The organism is Rhizobium sp. P40RR-XXII (assembly GCF_012641405.1).
Lineage (GTDB): Bacteria > Pseudomonadota > Alphaproteobacteria > Rhizobiales > Rhizobiaceae > Rhizobium.
Genome location: NZ_JABAII010000001.1, coordinates 122,520 through 141,059, shown reverse-complemented (window position 1 = coordinate 141,059; position 18,540 = coordinate 122,520). Strand labels below are relative to the sequence as shown.

The following is an 18,540-nucleotide window of genomic DNA, read 5'->3' as shown; positions in this document are numbered from 1 at the left end:
ATGCCCTCGATCAACCGTCGTCTCCTGCCGCTCCTCGCACTCGCGGGCCTTTCGCTCGCGGGTGCGGCCGTCGGCATGGCAAGCGAACCGGCCGGCTATGACGACCGGGCGCCGCTGAGCGCGGTAGCGCAGCTCGGCAAGAGGCTGTTCTTCGATCCGTCGCTCTCGGGCGGCGGCCAGATGTCCTGCGCGACCTGCCACGATCCCGCCAACCACTACGCGCCCGCCAACGACCGCGCCGTCCAGTTCGGCGGCCCGCATCTCGATCAGCCTGGTATCCGCGCAGTGCCCAGCCTCGCCTACAAGATGTCGACGCCTTCCTTCTCGATCGGGGAGGAAAGCGCTGCGGACGAGGCTGCGGAAGCCTCACCGATGACGGAAGCATCGGGCGTGGCTCTGGCCAATGCTCCTGCCGCGGTCGCTGGCTCGCTGACAGCCCAGGCCGTCGCCAAGGCCGATGCGGCCGTCGCGAACCTCGTGCCGCAGGGCGGCATGTTCTGGGATGGGCGCGTCGATTCGCTGGAAGAGCAGGCCTTGCAGCCGATGATCTCGCCCTTCGAAATGGCGAATGCCGATGCGGCAACTGTCTATGCCAAGCTGAAGAAGGGGTATGGCAAGGATATTTCAGCGCTCTTCGGCGACAACGTCGCCAACGATCAGGACATGACGATTTCGGAAATTGGCTTTGCACTTGCCCGCTACCAGATCGAGGAACTCTCCTTCCATCCCTATACGAGCAAGTACGACGACTATCTGCGGGGCAAGGCAGTGCTGACGGATGCAGAAGCCCGGGGATTGAAGCTGTTCGACGATGCGAACAAGGGCAATTGCGCCTCCTGCCATCTCGACAAGATGACCGGTGACGGGCAGATGCCGAATTTCACCGATTTCGAGTTCGAGGCCCTGGGCGCGCCGCGCAATCCAGCCATTCCGGCCAATGCCGATGCGCACTATTACGACACCGGCATCTGCGGCCCGCTACGCAACGATACCTATTCCGCCCAGCAGCAGAATTGCGGGCTGTTCAAGACGCCGACACTTCGCAACGTCGCCACCCGCCATGTCTTCTTCCACAATGGCGTCTACCGGACCCTTGAGGATGTGACCCGTTTCTACGTCGAGCGCGACACCAATCCCGAGGAGATCTATCCGAAGGATGCGAGCGGCAAGGCGCTGAAATACGATGATCTGCCGGTGCAGTACCAAGCCAACATCGACGTTATCGACGCGCCGATGAACCGCAAGCTCGGCGAAGCTCCTGCCCTGAACGACAGGGAGATCGCCGATGTCGTCGCCTTTCTGAAGACGCTGACGGATGGCTACGACCCGGCAAAGGACAGCGTGAAGGCCGCCAATTAGAAGCGCCTCCGCCCGGATGGGCGAAGGCGTATGAAACCTCAAAGCTGTTCGGGCGTTTTACGCAGCCTTTGATATCGGCGGCTGTGCAAGCTTGCGGCCGCTGGCGACAACCATGCCTGCTGTACTGTCCAGCCAGCCGTCCTTGAGCTCGAGAGCAAGGAAGCGCTCGCGCTGGAACGGGCCGGGCATGACGAGATGGCGGGTCTTTGCGGCAAAGAAGCCGAAGCGCTCGTAGTAGGGCGCATCGCCGACGAGCAGGATCGCGCCGTGACCGCGCTTCTTGGCTTCCATGATGGCTGCGCGCATCAGTGCCGAGCCCATGCCCTTGCCTTCATAGGCAGGATCGACGGCCAGCGGGCCGAGCAGCAGCGCATCGACGGGACGAGTCTCGCGATCGACGCCGGCTTCGACGTTCCACAAACGGACCGTGCCGACGACATGACCGGCACGATCGCGCGCGACCAGTGCCAGGCCTTCGGCCGGCACGCGGCCCTGGCGCAGCTTTTCCGACGACTTCTTGCGGCGGCCGGGACCCATGGCGCGATCCAGCAGGTTTTCGCGCGCGACGACATCGCCTGCATTTTCCAGGTCGAGGGTGAAAGTTGTGGGCGCAAAGAATGCGCGGACAGAATCAAGAACAGCGGCCATTTTGGCCTCCCGTGCCCAATACCGTTATCAGCGGCGGTGACAGACTATTGTGAGGGTGCCGCCCCGGCTGGCTACGGGGGCGGCTTTATCGAACTTTAGACCCTTAGGGACCTTAGATAATGTAGGCCTTGAGCGGATCGAAGCCGTTGAACGCCACAGCCGAGTAGGTCGTGGTGTAGGCGCCGGTGCCTTCGATCAGGACCTCGTCGCCGATGGTGAGCGACACCGGCAGCGGATAGAGGTTCTTCTCATAGAGCACGTCGGCCGAATCGCAGGTCGGGCCGGCAATGACGCAGGGCTCCATTTCGTCGCCGTCGCGCACCGTGCGGATCGGGTAGCGGATCGCCTCATCCATGGTTTCGGCGAGACCACCGAACTTGCCGATGTCGAGGAAAACCCACCGAGCGGCGTCATTGTCCGACTTCTTCGAAATCAGGACGACTTCAGCCTTGATCACGCCGGCATTGCCGACCATGCCGCGGCCCGGCTCGATGATCGTGTGCGGGATCTGGTTGCCGAAATGGGCGCGCAGGGACGCAAAGATCGCCTTGCCATAGGCTTCGGCCGAGGGAACGTCGCGCAGGTACTTGGTCGGGAAACCGCCGCCCATGTTGACCATCTGCAGGTGGATGCCCTGCTTGGCGAGCGAAACGAAGACGCGCTTGGCATCGGCCAGAGCAGCATCCCAGGCATCGACCTTGGTCATCTGCGAGCCGACGTGGAAAGACACGCCATAAGATTCCAGACCCAGCTGATGGGCGTAGACGAGAACGTCGACGGCCATCTGCGGGACGCAGCCGAACTTGCGCGACAGCGGCCATTCAGCCCCCTCGCCATCCGTCAGGACGCGGCAGAACACGCGGGCGCCGGGGGCGGCACGGGAAATCTTCTCGACTTCCTCGTGGCTGTCGACGGCGAAGAGGTTGATACCGAGTGCATGCGCACGGGCGATATCGCGCTCCTTCTTGATTGTGTTGCCATAGGAAATGCGCTCAGCGGTCGCACCGGCATCAAGCGCCATTTCGATTTCAGCGACACCAGCGCAATCGAAGTTGGAACCGAGGCTTGCGAGCAGGCGCAGCACTTCCGGAGCCGGGTTGGCCTTGACGGCATAGTAGATGGCGCTGTCCGGCATGGCATGACGGAAGGCGTGAAAATTGTCGCGGACGACATCGAGATCAACCACCAGGCAGGGACCGTCCGGACGTCGGGTAGCGAGAAAGTCGCGAATACGTTGCGTGGTCATGTCAATTCCCTTTTCAATTCCAAAGGCTCCGGGAGAAAGACCCAGAGGACAAAGGGCGACGCTCATTCGCTCAGGAACCAGCCGGTGGAGACCCCGGTACCGTGCAAATGCGCGAAGCGCGGATAATGAACGAGTGCCGCAAGCGGCGCTAATTCGCTTTGTCTGCCATGGATTGGAGGGATGATCCCAACCGCACTTCCGGCAATGAAGGTGTGCCTCTTCAGTAACCCCGGCTGATGGAAAGCCGGGAGAGAACAAAAAGGCCCGCACCGTCGTTGCTTCAGATGTCCTCGCATTTTCCGGTTGGCCGGAATAGCGACTGGAGGGGTTAATTCCAGGTACCTTACCGATTTTCTCACCACATCGAGGATCGGCGGACACCCACGGGCACGTGCGACTTTGGGCTGACCCCGAAATAGGTGCATTCGCGGTCATAATCAAGAAATTTTTTCGCCGCGGTCCAAAAAAATAATTGAACAAATCGACGCGTTTTGTTCAACATCCGGAAACAGTTAACGGGGGCTACATCATGGATACTTTGACCCGGATTCGCGCCTTCATCGACGTGGTGGAAGCCGAGGGATTTTCGGCCGCCGCGCGCAAGACCGGGCGTTCCAAGGCGCTGCTGTCGAAATATGTCCGCGAGCTGGAGGACGAGCTCGGCGCGCTCCTGCTCAACCGCACGACCCGCCAGTTCTCCATGACGGAAGCGGGCCATACCTATTATCGTACCGCCTCCGACATATTGAAGGAGATCGACAATCTTGCCGACCTTGTGCGCGAGAACAACCAGCAGCTTAAAGGTCGGCTGCGCGTTTCAGTGCCGCGCACCTTCGTCGACGCCGATGTCGGGCAATCGCTGATCGACTTCGCCAAGGAGAACCCCGATCTCGCGCTGGAAATCTCCGCCGACGACCGTTTCGTGGATCTGATCGAGGAAGGCTTCGATGTCGCGGTGCGCATCACCAAGCTCGAGGATTCCGGCATGATTGCCCGCAAGATCTCGGACTTCCGAATCCATCTCTGCGCAACCCAGGCGTTCCTCGACCGCTATCCGACGCTGGAGCGCCCGAGCGATCTTGCGCGCGTGCCTTTCATCATCGATACCAACACCCGCTCGCAAGGCAATATTCGCTTCGTCGATGCCGACAGCACCACCTTCAACGTCGCCATCAACGGCACGCTCGAAGTCAACAGCCCGCATGCGACGCTGCGCGCCGCGCTTTCCGATCTCGGCGTTGCCGTCGTCCCGGATTTCATCGGCCGCAAGGCGATCGAAAGCGGGCAATTGCTGACCTTGTTCAACGACTACCTTCCCACCGATCGCGGCATCTATGCGGTCTATCCGCACCGGCGCTATCTCCCGGCCAAGGTGCGCATCTTTGTGGACTACCTGCACAACTGGTTCCGCAAGCACGGCTGAACGACGCAAGGCTGGCGAGCCGGTCCCAATTCCGTCTCATTTCCTGACCAGAAAACGAAGTGAATCGATGCTCACGAAACCTATCGGACGCATGAAAAAATCCACGACCGCCTATGCTCTTGCCCTGACCGGCGGCCTGCTCCTTGCGCCCGCCGCGGCATCCGCGCATCCGCATATTTTCGTGGAAGCCCGCCTGGAAGTGCTGGCAGGCCCGGACGGCAATGTGCAGGAGCTGCGCAACGTCTGGCGCTTCGACGAGGTATTCTCCTCTTCCGTACTGATGGATTTCGACAAGAACACCAATCTGAAGCTCGACCCGGACGAGCTGAAGGAGGTCGGCAAGACAGTGCGCGAGTCGCTTGCCGACTACGACTACTACACGAACCTGACGCTGAACGGCAAAACGATCAAGGTGAACAAGCCTGATGTCATCAATGTCGATTACCGCGACGGCCAGCTCCTGATGTTCTTCGCCGTCAAGCCGTCGGAGCCAATGCCGCTCGCCAAGGGCAACAAGCTGAGCTTCGGCATTTACGACCCGACGCTCTACACTTCCATCGATTTCCCGGGCGACAATGAGCTGGTGACGGAGGGCGATGCCTTCAAAAGCTGTAGGCAGAAGGTCGTCCGCCCCAATCCGGACGAGGTTATCGCCGAGAACAGATCGACATTGACGGATGCCTTCTTCAACGATCCGACGGGAACGACCATGTCGAAACTCTTCGCAACGCGGATAGACGTCGAATGCTGATTTCGAGACTAAGGAAGCTCGCGCCGACCGCAGCGCTCGCCCTTTTGGCGGCCGCCGGCCTGGCGCATGCCGCAGGCTCGCCGCTCGGTATCGGCACGGCGGAACCGAGCTTCCAGCCGATCGGCGGCCCGCTTGCGCCGATCTTTCTCTACGTGAACTACGAGCAGCAGGCTTTCTATCGGGCGCTCACCAAGTCCATCGAAGCCATGCGTGAGGATCCCTGGCAGCTCTGGACGCTGATCGGGCTTTCCTTCGCCTATGGCATTTTTCACGCCGCCGGCCCAGGCCACGGCAAGGCTGTCATCTCCTCCTACATGGTTGCCAACGAGATCGAGCTGAAACGCGGCATCGGCATCTCGTTCGTCTCCGCCCTCATCCAGGGCCTTGTCGCCGTCCTTGTCGTGGGCGCCGCCTATTTCGTGCTGCGCGGCTCCGGCATCACCATGACGATGGCGACAAACGCCATGGAAATTACCAGCTTCGTCATGGTCATCCTGTTCGGCAGCTGGCTGCTGTTCCGCAAGCTGCGGGCGATGCTGCAGAGCCAGGCGCAGCGTCAAGAGATGTTGCTGGCGACATCGGCCGGCCCAATCGGCCTCTCGCTGTTCGAAGGGGCGGCGACGGGCACGGATTCGGCAAGAGGTTTTGCCCGCGCGACGATGCCGGCGGCCAGCGGCTATCAATGCTATGATCCCGCCCATGCGACCGGCGATGGCGCCTATTGCGAAGCATGCGGCCACGCCCATCTTCCCGATCCGAAGATGTTGTCGAACGAGAAATTCAGTGTCCGCGAAGCCTGGTCGGCCATCATTGCCGTCGGGCTGCGCCCATGTTCCGGCGCACTGCTGGTCATGACCTTTTCGATGTTGAACGGGCTCTATCTCGGCGGGCTTCTGTCCGTGCTGGCCATGTCCATCGGCACGGCGCTGACCGTCTCGCTGCTTGCCATCATCGCCGTCTTCGCGAAAAGCACCGCCGTCCGCTTCACTGGCAGCGGCTCGAGGCTTTCGGCCTGGGTCGGCAACGGCATCGAGATTCTCGGCGCGCTGCTGGTCATCGGCACCGGAGTCATCCTGTTGGGTGCTTCGCTTCAGAACTGAAGCAATTTCCGGAAGACTTCAGGGGTAGCCCCGCATCAGGATTTACGACCCTTTGCGTCTCTGATAGCGGGCTCTCAGCCAGAACACCAGGAAGAAGGCCAGGATGACCAAAACGCCGAAGCCGGTGCCGAGCCACGGCGAGATGGTTCCGAGCCAGACGATGACGTTCGGCATCAGGTAAAGTGCGACCGTTGCAACCACCAAAATAATGCCGGCGGCGATCGCCGCCGAGCGGGTTTCGCTTTTTTTGTCCGTCAAATCGCCGATCCCCAGCATGCCATGAAATGTTTCGGCGAAGGCTTAGGCCAGCCGCCGCCGAAAGGCAACCGACCCTATCCGTCAGAGCTGGACTTTGGCGCCCGCAACCGTCGCCTCGATATGATCGACCAGGGCGTCGGCCAAACCGAGCCTGCCGGCCAGCAGATCGAGATAGCCGCGCTCGGCCCGGGAATCCGGCTCAATCGCCAGCCGTGAGGCCGTATAGACCTGCACGCGCTGCTCCTCGGTCTGAGCCGAAGCGACGATGGCATCGAGATCGACGGAATTGGTAAGCTCGCGCTGGAAAAAGCTCTCCGCCTCCGACCCGACACCGGCTTCCTGTACCTTGCCGAGAATGCGTTGACGCTCAGCATCATCGATGTGCCCATCGGCTCGGGCGGCCGCGATCATGGCCCGCACGAGCGAAAGCGTAAAATCATTGCTGGCGACGGCCGGCGCGGTGCTGAAGCCGGAATCGGATGGCGGCGGCAGGAACTGCGGCTCGGCCTGCTGCGTCGATTGCGGTGCCGGCTGCGGCTGATTGCCATCGCGATAATTCTTGTAGGCTTGATAGCCAAGTCCGGCGATTGCTGCGAGGCCGCCGAGCGCCAGCGCATTGCCGGCAACCTGACGCCCGGTCTTCGTCCCGAGCAGCACGCCGGCGATGGCGCTTGTCGCCATCGGATTATCCCTGGCGAGATTGATGGCCTGCGTTGCCCTGTCTTTCACCGTTCCTTGCATTCCCGGAACCTGTGATCCCAGGAACTGGTCAAGAAGCTTGCGGGCGTCGATCATATGGATGGTCCTCCGTCCTTGTGATGGTGAAGGGGAGATAGGAAGCGCAACCGCAAATACCAATCCGCATCATACAAAAAGGCGCGCAGAAAATCCTGCGCGCCTTGAAATCAAATAGGAGCGAGCTTCTCAGCCCTTGAGGGCTGCGGCCTCTGCGGCAAGCTTGGTGATGCCGGCCCAGTCGCCTGATGCAACCAGCTCCTTCGGCGCAACCCAGGAGCCGCCGACGCAGATGACGTTCGGCAGCGAAAGATAATCATGCGCATTCTTCAGCGAGATACCGCCGGTCGGGCAGAAGATCGTACCGGCGAGTGGCGAGGACAGCGCCTTGAGATAGGAGGCGCCGCCGGCCTGTTCGGCCGGGAAGAACTTGAGCACCGTATAGCCCTCTTCCCGTAGCGCCATGACTTCGCTTGCGGTTGCGGCACCCGGCAGCAGCGGCACATGCGAGGAGCGCGCAACATCAAGCAGTTCCTGCGTCGTGCCGGGGCTGACGATGAACTTGGAACCGGCTTCGACGGCCGCATCCCACTGGCTGACATTGAGGATCGTACCGGCGCCGACTTCGGCCCCTTCCACCTCCTCGGCGACCGCCCTGATGGCATCGAGCGCGCCGGCCGTGCGCAGCGTGATCTCGATGGCCTTCAGACCGCCGGCAACGAGCGCCCGTGCGAGCGGAACGGCCGATTTCGCATCATCGACGATCAGCACCGGAACGACGGGCTGCAGTTTCAGAATGGAAAGAAGCTTTTCGGTTTTCTCGCCCATGGTCGGTGCGCTCCTTTAAAACGATTGAAACCGGCTCTCGAATAACCTCCCCGAGAATGCTTGTCGAGACAAAAGCACGCTTTGGACAGGACGGGTAGGAATTCGTCACGACATACTATAGTCTGCCGCGGTCTGTGCCGGTGGAGCATGTTAAACGCATGGCAAAAGAGATCGAGCGAAAGTTTCTGGTGCGCGGCGATCATTGGCGTGATTTCGCTTCGGAGAAGCTGATCCTGCGACAGGGATATATCGCCTCCATGAACGACCGCTCCGTGCGGATAAGGCTGACGAACGAGACCACGGCGACCTTGACGATCAAGATCGGCAAGGCGATGACGAGGGATGAGTTCGAATACGAGATCCCGGTTGCCGAGGCCGAGGAGCTGCTGGGAACGGCGATCGGCCTCGTCATTGAGAAGACCCGCCACAAGGTGCCCTTCAAGGGATTTGTCTGGGAAGTGGATGTCTTTCGCGGCGCCCATCGCGGTCTTGTGATCGCCGAAGTGGAGATGGAAGACGAAAGCGATGATCCGGAACTGCCGGACTGGATCGGCCGCGAAGTGACCGGCGAATACCGCTATTCCAATCAGGCTCTCGCGACGCAGTTCGAACAGGAGTACGATGAGCTATCGCGTACGGCCTGACCGGGCTCTTGATGACGAGGTGCATAAAGCCGCCGCGCATCAACTCGGCAGAGCGATGGCCGTTCTGACGGACAGGCCACAAGGCTTGCACGAAGCCATCCACGCTGCGCGCAAGAACATCAAGCGCGTGCGCGGCCTTTATCGGTTGATCGCCCCGCTTGCCCGGGAATTTCAGCAGCGGGAGAATGATAAGCTCCGCGCCGTGGCGCTTACACTTTCGGGTGTGCGAGACGCCACAGCGCTGATTGAGGTCAGCCGCTACCTGCAGGAAACTGCGACCTCCGAGGATGAGCGGCATGCATTGGCTCGCGTCTGCGATGTACTGACAATCCGGCGCGACCGCTTGTCCAAAGAGGAAACTGATCTGGAAGACAAGGCGCGGGCGGCAATCGTCACCTGCGGTGAAGCGATCGAGGCGTTGAAGGACGCATCATTCGAGGGAGGGCGACGCGATACGGCCCGTCTTTTCCAAAAGAGCTGGCGCAAGAACGTCCGCAAGGCAATGCAGGCGCTGGCCGAATGCTGCGGCGAGGCGGCTCATGCCGAGTGCTTTCACGATCTGCGCAAGCGCAGCCAGGACTACTGGATGCATCACATGCTGCTGCGCGACGTCTGGCCGGCCGCCATGCATGCCAAGCAGCTTGAGGCCAAGCTATTGGTCGATGTGCTCGGCCGCTATCTCGACATGTCGATATTGGCTGACGTCGCGGATCGCGAGCCGCATCTCTTCAACGGGAGCGACGATCACGCCCGTCTGCTGGAGGCGATCATTTCCCGGCAGCAGACGGCCCGCGAGGAAGCATTGAACCGGGCACGCTGGGTCTTTGCCGACAAGCCGGAGCGCGAGGCACGGACCATGAAGCGCCTCTGGCTGGAAGCCGCGGATTGAGGCAGCCACAGGCCGCGCGCAGGCGCTTCAATCGGCTTTTCAGCCTGTCGGCCCGACATTTATAGCCATCTTGCCCGGCCGATGCGCCGGCCGCTCGGGGTTGCGGTGTAAATCCCGATTGCCTGAAAGCCCACAAAATTGTATTTCCCCGCCATGACCAACATGCTTTCAGATCCACGGCGCGACGCGACCGGCGCATTCCTCGTTGCCGCGCTCTATCATTTCGTTTCCTTTCCGCGCTTCGAAAGCCTGCGCGAGCCTTTGCTTGCGCTCTGCGAGGAAAATGGCGTCAAGGGCACGCTGCTGCTTGCCCATGAAGGGATCAACGGCACCATCGCGGGCACGAACGCCGGCATCGGGGCGGTGCTTGCCTTCCTGCGCGCCCAGCCGGAATTTGCCGGCCTGGAGCACAAGGAAAGCCGTGCCACGAAAATGCCTTTCGTGCGCATGAAGGTGAAGCTGAAGAAAGAGATCGTTACCATGGGCGTCGAGGATATCGACCCCACTAGGGTCGTCGGCACCTATGTCGCGCCGAAGGACTGGAACGCGCTGATCTCCGATCCGGATACGATCGTCATCGACACCCGCAACGATTATGAGACCGCCATCGGCCTTTTCAAGGGTGCGGTCGATCCGAAGACGAAGACCTTCCGCGAGTTTCCCGAATGGGTGCGTGAGAATACCGGCCTGCACAACAAGCCGAAGATCGCCATGTATTGCACCGGCGGCATCCGCTGCGAAAAGGCGACCGCCTTCATGAAGCAGCAGGGCTTCGACGAGGTCTACCATCTCAAGGGCGGCATCCTGAAATATCTGGAGGAAGTGCCGGCGGAAGAAAGCCTCTGGGAAGGCGCCTGCTTCGTCTTCGACGAGCGCGTTTCCGTCGAGCATGGGTTGAAGGAGGGCAATCACAAGCTTTGCCATGCCTGCCGCAATCCCATTACGGCCGAGGAAGTGACCTCACCCTTCTACGAGGCCGGTGTCTCCTGCAGCCATTGCTATCACGAGCGCGGCGAAGAGGATCGCGAACGTTACCGTGAGAGACAGCGGCAGATCACGCTCGCGCGCAAGCGCGGCCACGAGCATATCGGCTAAAAATATCAGGCGGCGGCGCCTTGCTCTTCATTCAGCGCCGCAGCCACCTGAATGGCGAGCCGCTTGCTGATCTCGGCTTCCGGCATGGGTTTGCCATAGAAATAACCCTGCAGCTCGTCGCAGCCGAAGCCCTCCAGCGCCCTTCCCTGTGCCTCGCTTTCGATGCCTTCGGCCGTGACGGGAATATCGAGCGAACGGGCCAATGCCACCGTCGCCTGCAGCATTTCGCGGGCGCGGTCGTCTTCCAGCACGTTCATGGTCAGCGAACGATCGATCTTGATGCGATCGAAGCCGAACTGGCGCAAATAGCCGATAGAAGAAAAACCGGAGCCGAAATCGTCCAGTGCCACCTTGACCCCGAGCCTCTTCAGCCGCTCGATCGACTGACGGGTACGCTCCGGATTCTGGATGATATAGCCTTCGGTGATTTCCAGCGTTACGCGCTCAGCCTCTATCTCCGTCCTGTTCAGCACACTGCGGACGTAGTCGGCGAAGGCGGGATTGCGGAACTGACCCGGCGACACGTTGACGGCGATGCGAAGATCCGGCCATTGCCGCGCGGCTTCACAGGCCTTGCGCAGGACGAGCAAGCCCAATGCCTCGATCAACCCGCTGGTTTCCGCGATGGGAATGAAGGCCTCGGGTGAAATCGGACCATGACCGGGACGGTTCCAGCGCACGAGCGCCTCGACGCCGATCATTTCGCAGCTCGACGCATCGACCAGAGGCTGATAGGCGAGTGTCAGCTCTTCCATCTCGATGGCGCGGCGCAGGTCGAGCTCCAGTGCGTTGCGCTCCTCGCGATCGGCATCCATGGCAGTGTCGTAGCAGGTCATGCGGGCACGGCCCGCCTCCTTGGCCTTGTACATGGCAAGATCGGCCCGGCGCACCAGTTCCTCTCTGTCGATACGGCCTTCCGGCGAACTGGCGATGCCGATGCTCGTGCCGACGACGACCACTCGCCGACCGATTTCCAACGGCTCGGAGAGAAAATCCAAAATCTGTTCCGCCAGCTGCAATGCAGGTGCATCGTTGAGTTCCCTGGTCGGAAAAACGATGGCGAATTCGTCTCCCCCAACCCTGGCCAGCGCTGCCTGTGGCGGAACGAGTACGCTGAGGCCCGCCGCCACGGCGCGAATGAGCTGATCGCCCGTGCCATGCCCATAGGAATCGTTGATTTCCTTGAAGCCATCGAGATCGAGATAGAGAAGCAGGACGTTGGTTCCGTCGCCCCGCGCCCGTTCCACCAGCCGGTCCACATCCAGCCGCAGCCCCTCCCGATTGAGGAGACCGCTCAACCTGTCGCGCAGCGAAACCTGACGCGCCTGAACCTCCTCGGACCGCAACCGGCGCCCGGCCAATGATCCCAGGATCAGCAGCACGACGAAGAACAGGCCGACAAGGCCGAGCGCACCGAGAACCAGCGGGCGGACCTTTTGGTAGCTCATGTCGCCCGGTTCGCGCGAGCTCCAGACCAGCCGCCCCAGCGACTTGCCCAGCGGATCGACGATGGAGACGGCGTAGCGAGCCACGGTTTCCGGCGGCATCAGCGTCAGGCCGCTGATAACATAGGTGTTGGAAAGCATCTTGATCCGGGCGGCGTCGAGATAGCGCACGAGGATCAGATAACGCCGCTGGCCTTCCGGCGCAGGAATGCGGCCGGATCTTTCGCGGATCGTCGCAGCGCCGGCGGCGGCGATGCCATCCCTGGTCATGATGTAGCCCGAGGCTTCCGGCACCCCGGTCACGCGCATTGTGCGCGCCTGATCGACCAGCGCCCATATGGCGGTACCGAGGACGTCTTCGATATTCTCCGTCAACGGCGTGCCGTCGTGATAGGCGATGATCGGCTTGTTGCGGTCGTCGACGATGACGGCCGTATCGAACAGCGCGCCATCGGAAGAGATGTCGCCATAATTGCCCGCAATCCAGCCCTGATTATCCGTCCCATAGACGCTTCGCGCCGCGTCGTTGCGTGCGGAATGGTCATGCAGCGTCGCTTCCAGCTGCCCCTGGAAGGTTTTCAGGGCGCCGACGGTCGTCTCCCAGGAGCGCTCGTCATCCAGCTTGTTGGAGTAATCGGCGACGCGACCGATCGCGGACAATACCATCAGGGTCACAACGGCAACGACGAGAGCAAAGGAAATCAAAACGGCCGTCACAATGGAATGACGACCGATTTTCGTCGCTTGCCGCAATGAATTGAAAGCTGCTCCCACGCCTTTTCTCCTTGGCACGGAAGTCTGCCGTCAGGTCTTCAACAAACGGTTAAGGCGTACCGCAGATTCCTACAGGAAAGGGTTGCATATTTGCCGAAGCCGCAAAAATTCACGCCCTGGCGGCAATCGTTTGCGCGAAACGGCCGAGACTCGCGGACAGGAGACCATTTTCACGCGCCTCCAGCAGCATGGCCGCCTGCACATCGTCACTCTTGCCCGCAATCGGCAGGCGCAGGAAGGCATCCGCTACGATGTCCAGCGACATGGTCTGCAGGACCTCAATCAGCTGTGCCAAGACGAGATCGCCGCGATGCGAGGCATGGGCAAACATCAGCGGCTTGAACGGCACTTCGTCCCGTGACACCAGCCAGTCCAGCGCATTCTTGAAGCCGCCGGGTATGCCGTGGGCGTATTCAGGCAGGACACGATCAACCCGTCGGCTTTGCGGATTTCGTCCGCAAATTTCTCGACCACGGGCGGCGTCCTCTCGCCCTCATTGTCGGGATTGAAGATCGGCAAAGCGCCGATCAGATCGCTGATGGTAATGGTGACGCCGTCAGGGCAGGCAAGCTGCAACCCCTCCAGCAGCCTGCGACTGGCCGAGGCCTGCCGCTGGCTGCCGCAAAGCGCGTAAAGGGAAATCGCTCGCTGGATCATGCTTGATGTCTATCAGGCCCCACCGATTCTGGCGACAACCTGAAATCCCGCCGCAAAGACGCAGATCGATCAATCCGCCTTGTGATTACCCTTCGGAAATTGCGCGGCAAGTTCCTTGTACCACTTGCCGCTCTTCTTGATCGTACGCACCTGCGTTTCGTAATCGACATGCACGAGGCCGAAGCGCATGCGATAGCCTTCCGCCCATTCGAAATTGTCCATCAGGCTCCAGGCGAAATAGCCGCGCATCGGGTAGCCGTCCTTGATGAGATCGGCGACGACGTCGAGATGATCGACGTAGTAATCAAGACGCGGCTGGTCATCGACCTCGCCATTGACGACACCCATATTGTAGCAGGCGCCGTTCTCGGTGATGTAGCATTCCGGCAGCTCGTAGCGCTTGTTGAGATCCTCGACGACGTGCTTCAGGCCCGGTGCATAGATTTCCCAGCCGATATCGGTCTTCACGTCGCTTGCCGGCGGAGCGTCCTTCGTCCATGGGAAATCGCCGCTTTTCGACGCGTCATCAAGGACGCGGCTCGGCATATAGTAGTTCAGGCCCCACCAATCGAGCTTCTGATTGATGGTCTTCAGATCCCCGTCCTCGATGACAGGCATGCGATCGCCCAGAGCTTCGACGAATTCCTTCGGATATTCGCCCTTGAAGATCGGATCGAAGAAAGCGCCGTTATGGAACTGATGGGCGCGCTCGACGGCGGCCAGATCTTCCGGGCGTTCCGAGCCCGGCAGGATCGAGGCAGCGTTGAGCACGATGCCGACAGGCACCTTCGGCGCGACGGAGCGGATCGCCTCGACGCCGAGACCATGGGCGAGGTTCATATAGTGCATGGCATAAAGCGCCGCCTGCATGTTGCGCTCGCCGGGCGCATGGACGCCATAGAGATGGCTCAGCCAGACGATGCACCAGGGCTCGTTGAAAGTGGCAACGGAATCCAGACGGTCACCGAGGCGGCTCATGACAGTCTTGGTATAGCGCTGGAAGGCATGTGCCGTCGATCGCGCCGTCCAGCCGCCGTCGCCGGCGAGCGCCAGCGGCAGATCCCAGTGATAGAGGGTGGCGAAGGTCTTGATCGCTCGCGCCTTGCAGCCATCGACCAGGCGGTCGTAGAAATCGAGGCCGGCTTCGTTCACGGGGCCGGTGCCTTCGGGAATGATGCGCGGCCAGGCGATCGAGAAGCGATAGGCCTCGACGCCCATCTCCTTGATGAGATCGAGGTCCTGCTCCAGCCGATTATAGTGATCGCAGGCGACATCGCCATTATCGCGCTGATAGACCCGGCCGGGCATGTTGGCGAAGGCATCCCATATGGACGGTTTGCGGCCATCGGCCTTGGTGGCGCCTTCGATCTGGAAGGCGGCGGTGGCAACACCGAACGTGAAATCGCCGGGGAAGCGATCGGCAAGAAGCTTCGGATCGATCATGATGAAAATCCCGTCTGTTGTGGCTTCGTTGGCTGCGGTTTAGCCAACGCGGTTGGCAAAGTACAGTGCCGATTTGAGAAGCTGCAACGTTGCAGATGCCTGGAACCGCAGCCGGCTAACGGCTTTGTTAACGGCTTTGTCGGGCGGCTTCCCCGCGGCGCGATAACATCAATGTCAACAGTCGTGACTTGTGTTTTCGATGCGGATCAATTGATGGTGGCATTCAAACTTGACAACGAAAGGATAGAAATGCTCCCTGCGCTCCACATCCTCCACCCCTATCTGCTGAGCCTCCTGCGCATCGTCGCCTCGCTTGTGCTGTTCAGCTACGGAACGCAGAAAGTGCTGCATTTCCCGGCGGCCGAGAAGGTGCCTGATGTCGGATCGCTCCCGTGGATCGCCGGCCTGCTTGAGTTGACCCTCGGCTTCCTCGTTTTGATCGGCTTCCAGACGCGGCTCGCCTCCTTCGTCCTGTCAGGCCTGATGGCGTTCGCCTATTTCCTGCGCCATGCGCCGCAGAGCTTTTATCCCGCGCAGAACGGCGGCGTCTCCGCCATCCTCTTCTGCTTCATCTTCCTGTTTCTCGTCGGTGCCGGTGGTGGACCCCTGAGCGTCGATGCGCTGACGAAGCGCAAGCAGGATGCCGCTGCCTGATTAGCAGTGGTTTAAAGGTTCGAGGCGGCGCTCGCCGCCTCGAACGAAATGAGACCAGCCTTATAGTTTGACCCAGGCGCCATTGCGCTTCGAGGAAGCGACGCAGGCCTCGACGAAAGCCACGCCCTTCACGCCATCATCGACGGTCGGATAGACCACGGCGGGATCGATCGCCACGCCCTTCTTGCGGGCATTGATGGCGCGCGCAGCCTCGGTATAGATCGTGGCGAATGCTTCCAGGTAGCCTTCCGGATGACCGGATGGGATGCGCGAAATACGCGCCGCGGCAGCCCCCGAGCCGGCACCGTTGCGGGTAATCAGCCGCTTCTGATCGCCGAACGGCGTGTACCACAGATAGTTCGGATCGGCCTGCGTCCACTCGATGCCGCCCTTGGTGCCATAGACGCGGAGCTTCAGGCCATTCTCATGGCCGGGCGCCACTTGGCTGCACCAGAGCATGCCCTTGGCCGGCCTTTCCTTGCCCTTCGCCTTGAAGCGCAGCAGCACATGACCGTTATCGTCGAGGCGACGTCCCTCAACGAAGCTGTCGAGATCGGCGGCAAGGCTATCGAGTTCCAAGCCCGTCACAAAGGAAGCGAGGTTATAGGCATGCGTGCCGATATCGCCGGTGGAGCCGCCGGCGCCGGACTGCGAGGGATCGGTGCGCCATGCGGCCTGCTTCTGGCCGGACTGCTCGATATTCTCCGTCAGCCAGTCCTGCGGATATTCCGTCTGCACGATGCGGATATCGCCGAGTTCGCCATTTTCGATCATCTCTCGCGCCTGGCGGATCATCGGATAGCCGGTGTAGTTATGCGTGAGGATGAAGAGCGCGCCGCTCTCGTCGGCCACTTTCTTCAGCTTCTTGGCGTCGGCGAGATTGGAGGTCAGCGGCTTGTCGCAGATGACATGGATGCCGCGACGCAGGAATTCCTTGGCCGCGTCATAGTGGACATGGTTCGGCGTGACGATCGAAACGGCTTCAATGCCGTTCTTCAGCTTGGCTTCGCGGATCGCCATGTCGCGATAGCTGGAATAGGTGCGCGAGGGATCGAGACCGAGATCGCGGCCGGAAGCCACGGCCTTTTCCGGCGAAGACGAGAGCGCGCCGGCGACAAGATCGAACTGGTCGTCAATGCGTGCAGCGATGCGATGCACCGCCCCGATGAAGGCGCCGGCACCGCCGCCCACCATGCCAAGCCGAATGCGCGGCTCCCGCGTCTGTTCCGATGATCCTTCGATTGCCATTTTGTCCTCCTGAGAATGGAATTGTTTGAACGCGATTGCCTGCCGCAATCGTCCTCTCTCCCGCCTGCGGGGAGAGGGCTAGGGTGAGGGGCCGAGCCTTCTGCAAGCTCCGAATTGGTGAAAATAGCGAGAAGGCCCCTCATCCGTCCTCAAACGATTTCGCTCCGCTCAATCGTTTGAGTCCACCTTCTCCCCGCATCTGCGGGGCGAAGGGGCTTGATCAAAGCCCCAGCATGCGCCGGTTCGCCGCCTGGTCCGTGCCGCTGCCGGCGAAGTCGTCGAAGGCCTTTTCCGTGACGCGAATGATGTGAGCCTTGACGAACTCGGAGCCTTCGCGGGCGCCGTCTTCGGGGTGCTTCAGCGCGCATTCCCATTCGACCACGGCCCAGCCGTCGAAATTGTTGGCGGTCATCTTCGAGAAGACGGCGCCGAAATCGACCTGGCCGTCGCCGAGCGAACGGAAGCGGCCGGCACGCTCGACCCAGCCCTGGTAGCCGCCATAGACACCCTGACGTCCGGTCGGATTGAACTCCGCATCCTTGACGTGGAACATCTTGATGCGGTCCTTGTAGATGTCGATGTTCTCGAGATAGTCGAGGCACTGCAGGACGTAGTGCGAGGGATCGTAGAGCATGTTGGCGCGCGGATGGTTCTTCACGCGCTCCAGGAACATCTCGAAGGTGATGCCGTCATGCAGGTCTTCGCCGGGATGAATTTCATAGCAGACGTCGACGCCGTTTTCGTCGGCATGGTTGAGGATCGGCGTCCAGCGGCGGGCAAGCTCTTCGAAGGCGGTTTCGACGAGGCCGGCCGGGCGCTGCGGCCAGGGATAGATAAAGGGCCAGGCGAGCGCGCCGGAAAAGGTCGCATGCGCCTTGATGCCGAGATGCTTGGACGCCGTCAGCGCCATCTTCACTTGCTCGACGGCCCATTCTTGGCGCGCCTTCGGATTGCCGCGCACTTCCGGCGCCGCAAAGCCGTCGAAGGCTTCGTCATAGGCGGGATGCACGGCGACGAGCTGGCCCTGAAGATGGGTGGAAAGCTCGGTGACCTCGACACCGTTGGCGCGGGCGACACCGGCGAATTCGTCGCAATAATCCTTCGAGGAGGCCGCCTTCTTCAGGTCGATGAGCTGGCTTGCCCAGGTCGGAACCTGCACGCCGATATAGCCGGCATCGGCAGCCCATTTCGTGATCGAATCCCAGGAGTTGAACGGTGCCGCGTCACCGGCGAACTGGCCAAGAAACAAGCCTGGCCCCTTGATCGTCTTCATCAGTAATTCCTCCCTAATCGCGTTCTGTAAACGTTTCCGATGCCTTTCAAACCAGCATTCGAGGCGGCTG

General features: G+C 61.1%; 17 protein-coding genes and 1 pseudogene. 8 read left to right on the top strand and 10 right to left on the bottom strand.

Annotation, left to right across the window (positions count from 1 at the left end; all coding sequences use genetic code 11):
- Nucleotides 1-1,359 carry a cytochrome-c peroxidase gene (locus HGP16_RS00695; protein ID WP_168838115.1) on the top strand — a complete coding sequence of 453 codons (1,359 nt, stop codon included), beginning with the start codon at nt 1-3 and terminating at the stop codon, nt 1,357-1,359.
- A gap of 57 nt (nt 1,360-1,416) precedes the next feature.
- Here HGP16_RS00695 and HGP16_RS00690 read toward each other — a convergent pair whose 3' ends face one another.
- Both HGP16_RS00690 and odc2 read right to left on the bottom strand, forming a co-directional pair.
- A complete protein-coding gene (locus HGP16_RS00690) occupies nt 1,417-2,007 on the bottom strand; it encodes a GNAT family N-acetyltransferase (RefSeq protein ID WP_168838114.1) in 591 nt (196 codons plus the stop codon).
- A gap of 112 nt (nt 2,008-2,119) precedes the next feature.
- A complete protein-coding gene (odc2, locus tag HGP16_RS00685) occupies nt 2,120-3,253 on the bottom strand; it encodes an ornithine/lysine decarboxylase (RefSeq protein ID WP_168838113.1) in 1,134 nt (377 codons plus the stop codon).
- 529 nt (nt 3,254-3,782) lie between these two features.
- On the opposite strand from odc2, the gene HGP16_RS00680 reads away from it, so the two are divergent.
- From HGP16_RS00680 to HGP16_RS00670, 3 genes are all read left to right on the top strand, one after another.
- Nucleotides 3,783-4,676 (top strand): LysR family transcriptional regulator, encoded by an 894-nt coding sequence (locus tag HGP16_RS00680; RefSeq protein ID WP_168838112.1) that lies wholly within the window; start codon nt 3,783-3,785, stop codon nt 4,674-4,676.
- A gap of 91 nt (nt 4,677-4,767) precedes the next feature.
- A complete protein-coding gene (locus HGP16_RS00675) occupies nt 4,768-5,427 on the top strand; it encodes a DUF1007 family protein (RefSeq protein ID WP_168838111.1) in 660 nt (219 codons plus the stop codon).
- On the top strand, nt 5,421-6,527 hold the full coding sequence (locus tag HGP16_RS00670) for a nickel/cobalt transporter (RefSeq protein ID WP_168838110.1): 1,107 nt from the start codon (nt 5,421-5,423) through the stop codon (nt 6,525-6,527). The genes HGP16_RS00675 and HGP16_RS00670 overlap by 7 nt, the downstream gene beginning before the upstream one ends.
- A 42-nt stretch (nt 6,528-6,569) precedes the next feature.
- Here the strand turns inward: HGP16_RS00670 and HGP16_RS00665 are convergent, their stop codons facing one another.
- The 3 genes from HGP16_RS00665 to HGP16_RS00655 all read right to left on the bottom strand — a co-directional run bounded on the left by HGP16_RS00665 (nt 6,570) and on the right by HGP16_RS00655 (nt 8,348).
- Complete coding sequence (locus HGP16_RS00665; protein WP_205926345.1) at nt 6,570-6,785, bottom strand: hypothetical protein; 216 nt, start codon at nt 6,783-6,785, stop codon at nt 6,570-6,572.
- Nucleotides 6,786-6,866: 81 nt separating this feature from the next.
- Entirely contained in the window at nt 6,867-7,580 is a 714-nt protein-coding gene (locus HGP16_RS00660; RefSeq protein ID WP_168838108.1) for a tellurite resistance TerB family protein, read from the bottom strand.
- A 129-nt stretch (nt 7,581-7,709) separates the two neighbouring features.
- On the bottom strand, nt 7,710-8,348 hold the full coding sequence (locus HGP16_RS00655; RefSeq protein ID WP_168838107.1) for a 2-dehydro-3-deoxy-phosphogluconate aldolase: 639 nt from the start codon (nt 8,346-8,348) through the stop codon (nt 7,710-7,712).
- Nucleotides 8,349-8,506: 158 nt separating this feature from the next.
- Here HGP16_RS00655 and HGP16_RS00650 point away from each other — a divergent pair, with 158 nt between their 5' ends.
- The 3 genes from HGP16_RS00650 (at nt 8,507) to HGP16_RS00640 (ending at nt 10,976) form a co-directional block, all read left to right on the top strand.
- On the top strand, nt 8,507-8,992 hold the full coding sequence (locus HGP16_RS00650) for a CYTH domain-containing protein (protein ID WP_168838106.1): 486 nt from the start codon (nt 8,507-8,509) through the stop codon (nt 8,990-8,992).
- On the top strand, nt 8,970-9,881 hold the full coding sequence (locus HGP16_RS00645; RefSeq protein WP_168838105.1) for a CHAD domain-containing protein: 912 nt from the start codon (nt 8,970-8,972) through the stop codon (nt 9,879-9,881). The genes HGP16_RS00650 and HGP16_RS00645 overlap by 23 nt, the downstream gene beginning before the upstream one ends.
- Before the next feature lie 162 nt (nt 9,882-10,043).
- Nucleotides 10,044-10,976 carry a rhodanese-related sulfurtransferase gene (locus HGP16_RS00640; RefSeq protein WP_409526802.1) on the top strand — a complete coding sequence of 311 codons (933 nt, stop codon included), beginning with the start codon at nt 10,044-10,046 and terminating at the stop codon, nt 10,974-10,976.
- A gap of 5 nt (nt 10,977-10,981) precedes the next feature.
- Here the strand turns inward: HGP16_RS00640 and HGP16_RS00635 are convergent, their stop codons facing one another.
- From HGP16_RS00635 to HGP16_RS00625, 3 genes and pseudogenes are all read right to left on the bottom strand, one after another.
- Nucleotides 10,982-13,195 (bottom strand): putative bifunctional diguanylate cyclase/phosphodiesterase, encoded by a 2,214-nt coding sequence (locus HGP16_RS00635; RefSeq protein WP_168838103.1) that lies wholly within the window; start codon nt 13,193-13,195, stop codon nt 10,982-10,984.
- 109 nt (nt 13,196-13,304) lie between these two features.
- Nucleotides 13,305-13,852, bottom strand: a pseudogene (locus HGP16_RS00630) (NADPH-dependent FMN reductase).
- Nucleotides 13,853-13,921: 69 nt separating this feature from the next.
- Nucleotides 13,922-15,295 (bottom strand): GH1 family beta-glucosidase, encoded by a 1,374-nt coding sequence (locus tag HGP16_RS00625; RefSeq protein ID WP_168838102.1) that lies wholly within the window; start codon nt 15,293-15,295, stop codon nt 13,922-13,924.
- Between the two features lie 249 nt (nt 15,296-15,544).
- Between HGP16_RS00625 and HGP16_RS00620 the strand changes: the two genes are divergently transcribed.
- The gene (locus HGP16_RS00620) at nt 15,545-15,949 is read left to right on the top strand and encodes a DoxX family protein (RefSeq protein WP_168838101.1); all 405 of its coding nucleotides are present in this window, start codon (nt 15,545-15,547) and stop codon (nt 15,947-15,949) included.
- Between the two features lie 60 nt (nt 15,950-16,009).
- Here HGP16_RS00620 and HGP16_RS00615 read toward each other — a convergent pair whose 3' ends face one another.
- Nucleotides 16,010-17,197: a Gfo/Idh/MocA family protein gene (locus tag HGP16_RS00615; RefSeq protein WP_168838100.1), complete on the bottom strand. Its 1,188-nt coding sequence runs from the start codon at nt 17,195-17,197 to the stop codon at nt 16,010-16,012.
- A gap of 220 nt (nt 17,198-17,417) precedes the next feature.
- Nucleotides 17,418-18,470, bottom strand: a complete 1,053-nt coding sequence (locus HGP16_RS00610) for a sugar phosphate isomerase/epimerase family protein (protein ID WP_112343252.1) — start codon at nt 18,468-18,470, stop codon at nt 17,418-17,420.
- Between the last annotated feature and the right edge of the window lie 70 nt (nt 18,471-18,540).

Bases quoted from the DNA above. Each gene is read 5' to 3' on its own strand.
- HGP16_RS00695 (WP_168838115.1), top strand. From the start codon at position 1: ATGCCCTCGATCAACCGTCGTCTCCTGCCGCTCCTCGCACTCGCGGGC.
- HGP16_RS00620 (WP_168838101.1), top strand. From the start codon at position 15,545: ATGCTCCCTGCGCTCCACATCCTCCACCCCTATCTGCTGAGCCTCCTG.
- HGP16_RS00670 (WP_168838110.1), top strand. From the start codon at position 5,421: ATGCTGATTTCGAGACTAAGGAAGCTCGCGCCGACCGCAGCGCTCGCC.
- HGP16_RS00680 (WP_168838112.1), top strand. From the start codon at position 3,783: ATGGATACTTTGACCCGGATTCGCGCCTTCATCGACGTGGTGGAAGCC.
- odc2 (WP_168838113.1), bottom strand. From the start codon at position 3,253: ATGACCACGCAACGTATTCGCGACTTTCTCGCTACCCGACGTCCGGAC.
- HGP16_RS00675 (WP_168838111.1), top strand. From the start codon at position 4,768: ATGAAAAAATCCACGACCGCCTATGCTCTTGCCCTGACCGGCGGCCTG.
- HGP16_RS00690 (WP_168838114.1), bottom strand. From the start codon at position 2,007: ATGGCCGCTGTTCTTGATTCTGTCCGCGCATTCTTTGCGCCCACAACT.
- HGP16_RS00615 (WP_168838100.1), bottom strand. From the start codon at position 17,197: ATGGCAATCGAAGGATCATCGGAACAGACGCGGGAGCCGCGCATTCGG.
- HGP16_RS00640 (WP_409526802.1), top strand. From the start codon at position 10,044: ATGCTTTCAGATCCACGGCGCGACGCGACCGGCGCATTCCTCGTTGCC.
- HGP16_RS00650 (WP_168838106.1), top strand. From the start codon at position 8,507: ATGGCAAAAGAGATCGAGCGAAAGTTTCTGGTGCGCGGCGATCATTGG.
- HGP16_RS00610 (WP_112343252.1), bottom strand. From the start codon at position 18,470: ATGAAGACGATCAAGGGGCCAGGCTTGTTTCTTGGCCAGTTCGCCGGT.
- HGP16_RS00655 (WP_168838107.1), bottom strand. From the start codon at position 8,348: ATGGGCGAGAAAACCGAAAAGCTTCTTTCCATTCTGAAACTGCAGCCC.
- HGP16_RS00625 (WP_168838102.1), bottom strand. From the start codon at position 15,295: ATGATCGATCCGAAGCTTCTTGCCGATCGCTTCCCCGGCGATTTCACG.
- HGP16_RS00645 (WP_168838105.1), top strand. From the start codon at position 8,970: ATGAGCTATCGCGTACGGCCTGACCGGGCTCTTGATGACGAGGTGCAT.
- HGP16_RS00660 (WP_168838108.1), bottom strand. From the start codon at position 7,580: ATGATCGACGCCCGCAAGCTTCTTGACCAGTTCCTGGGATCACAGGTT.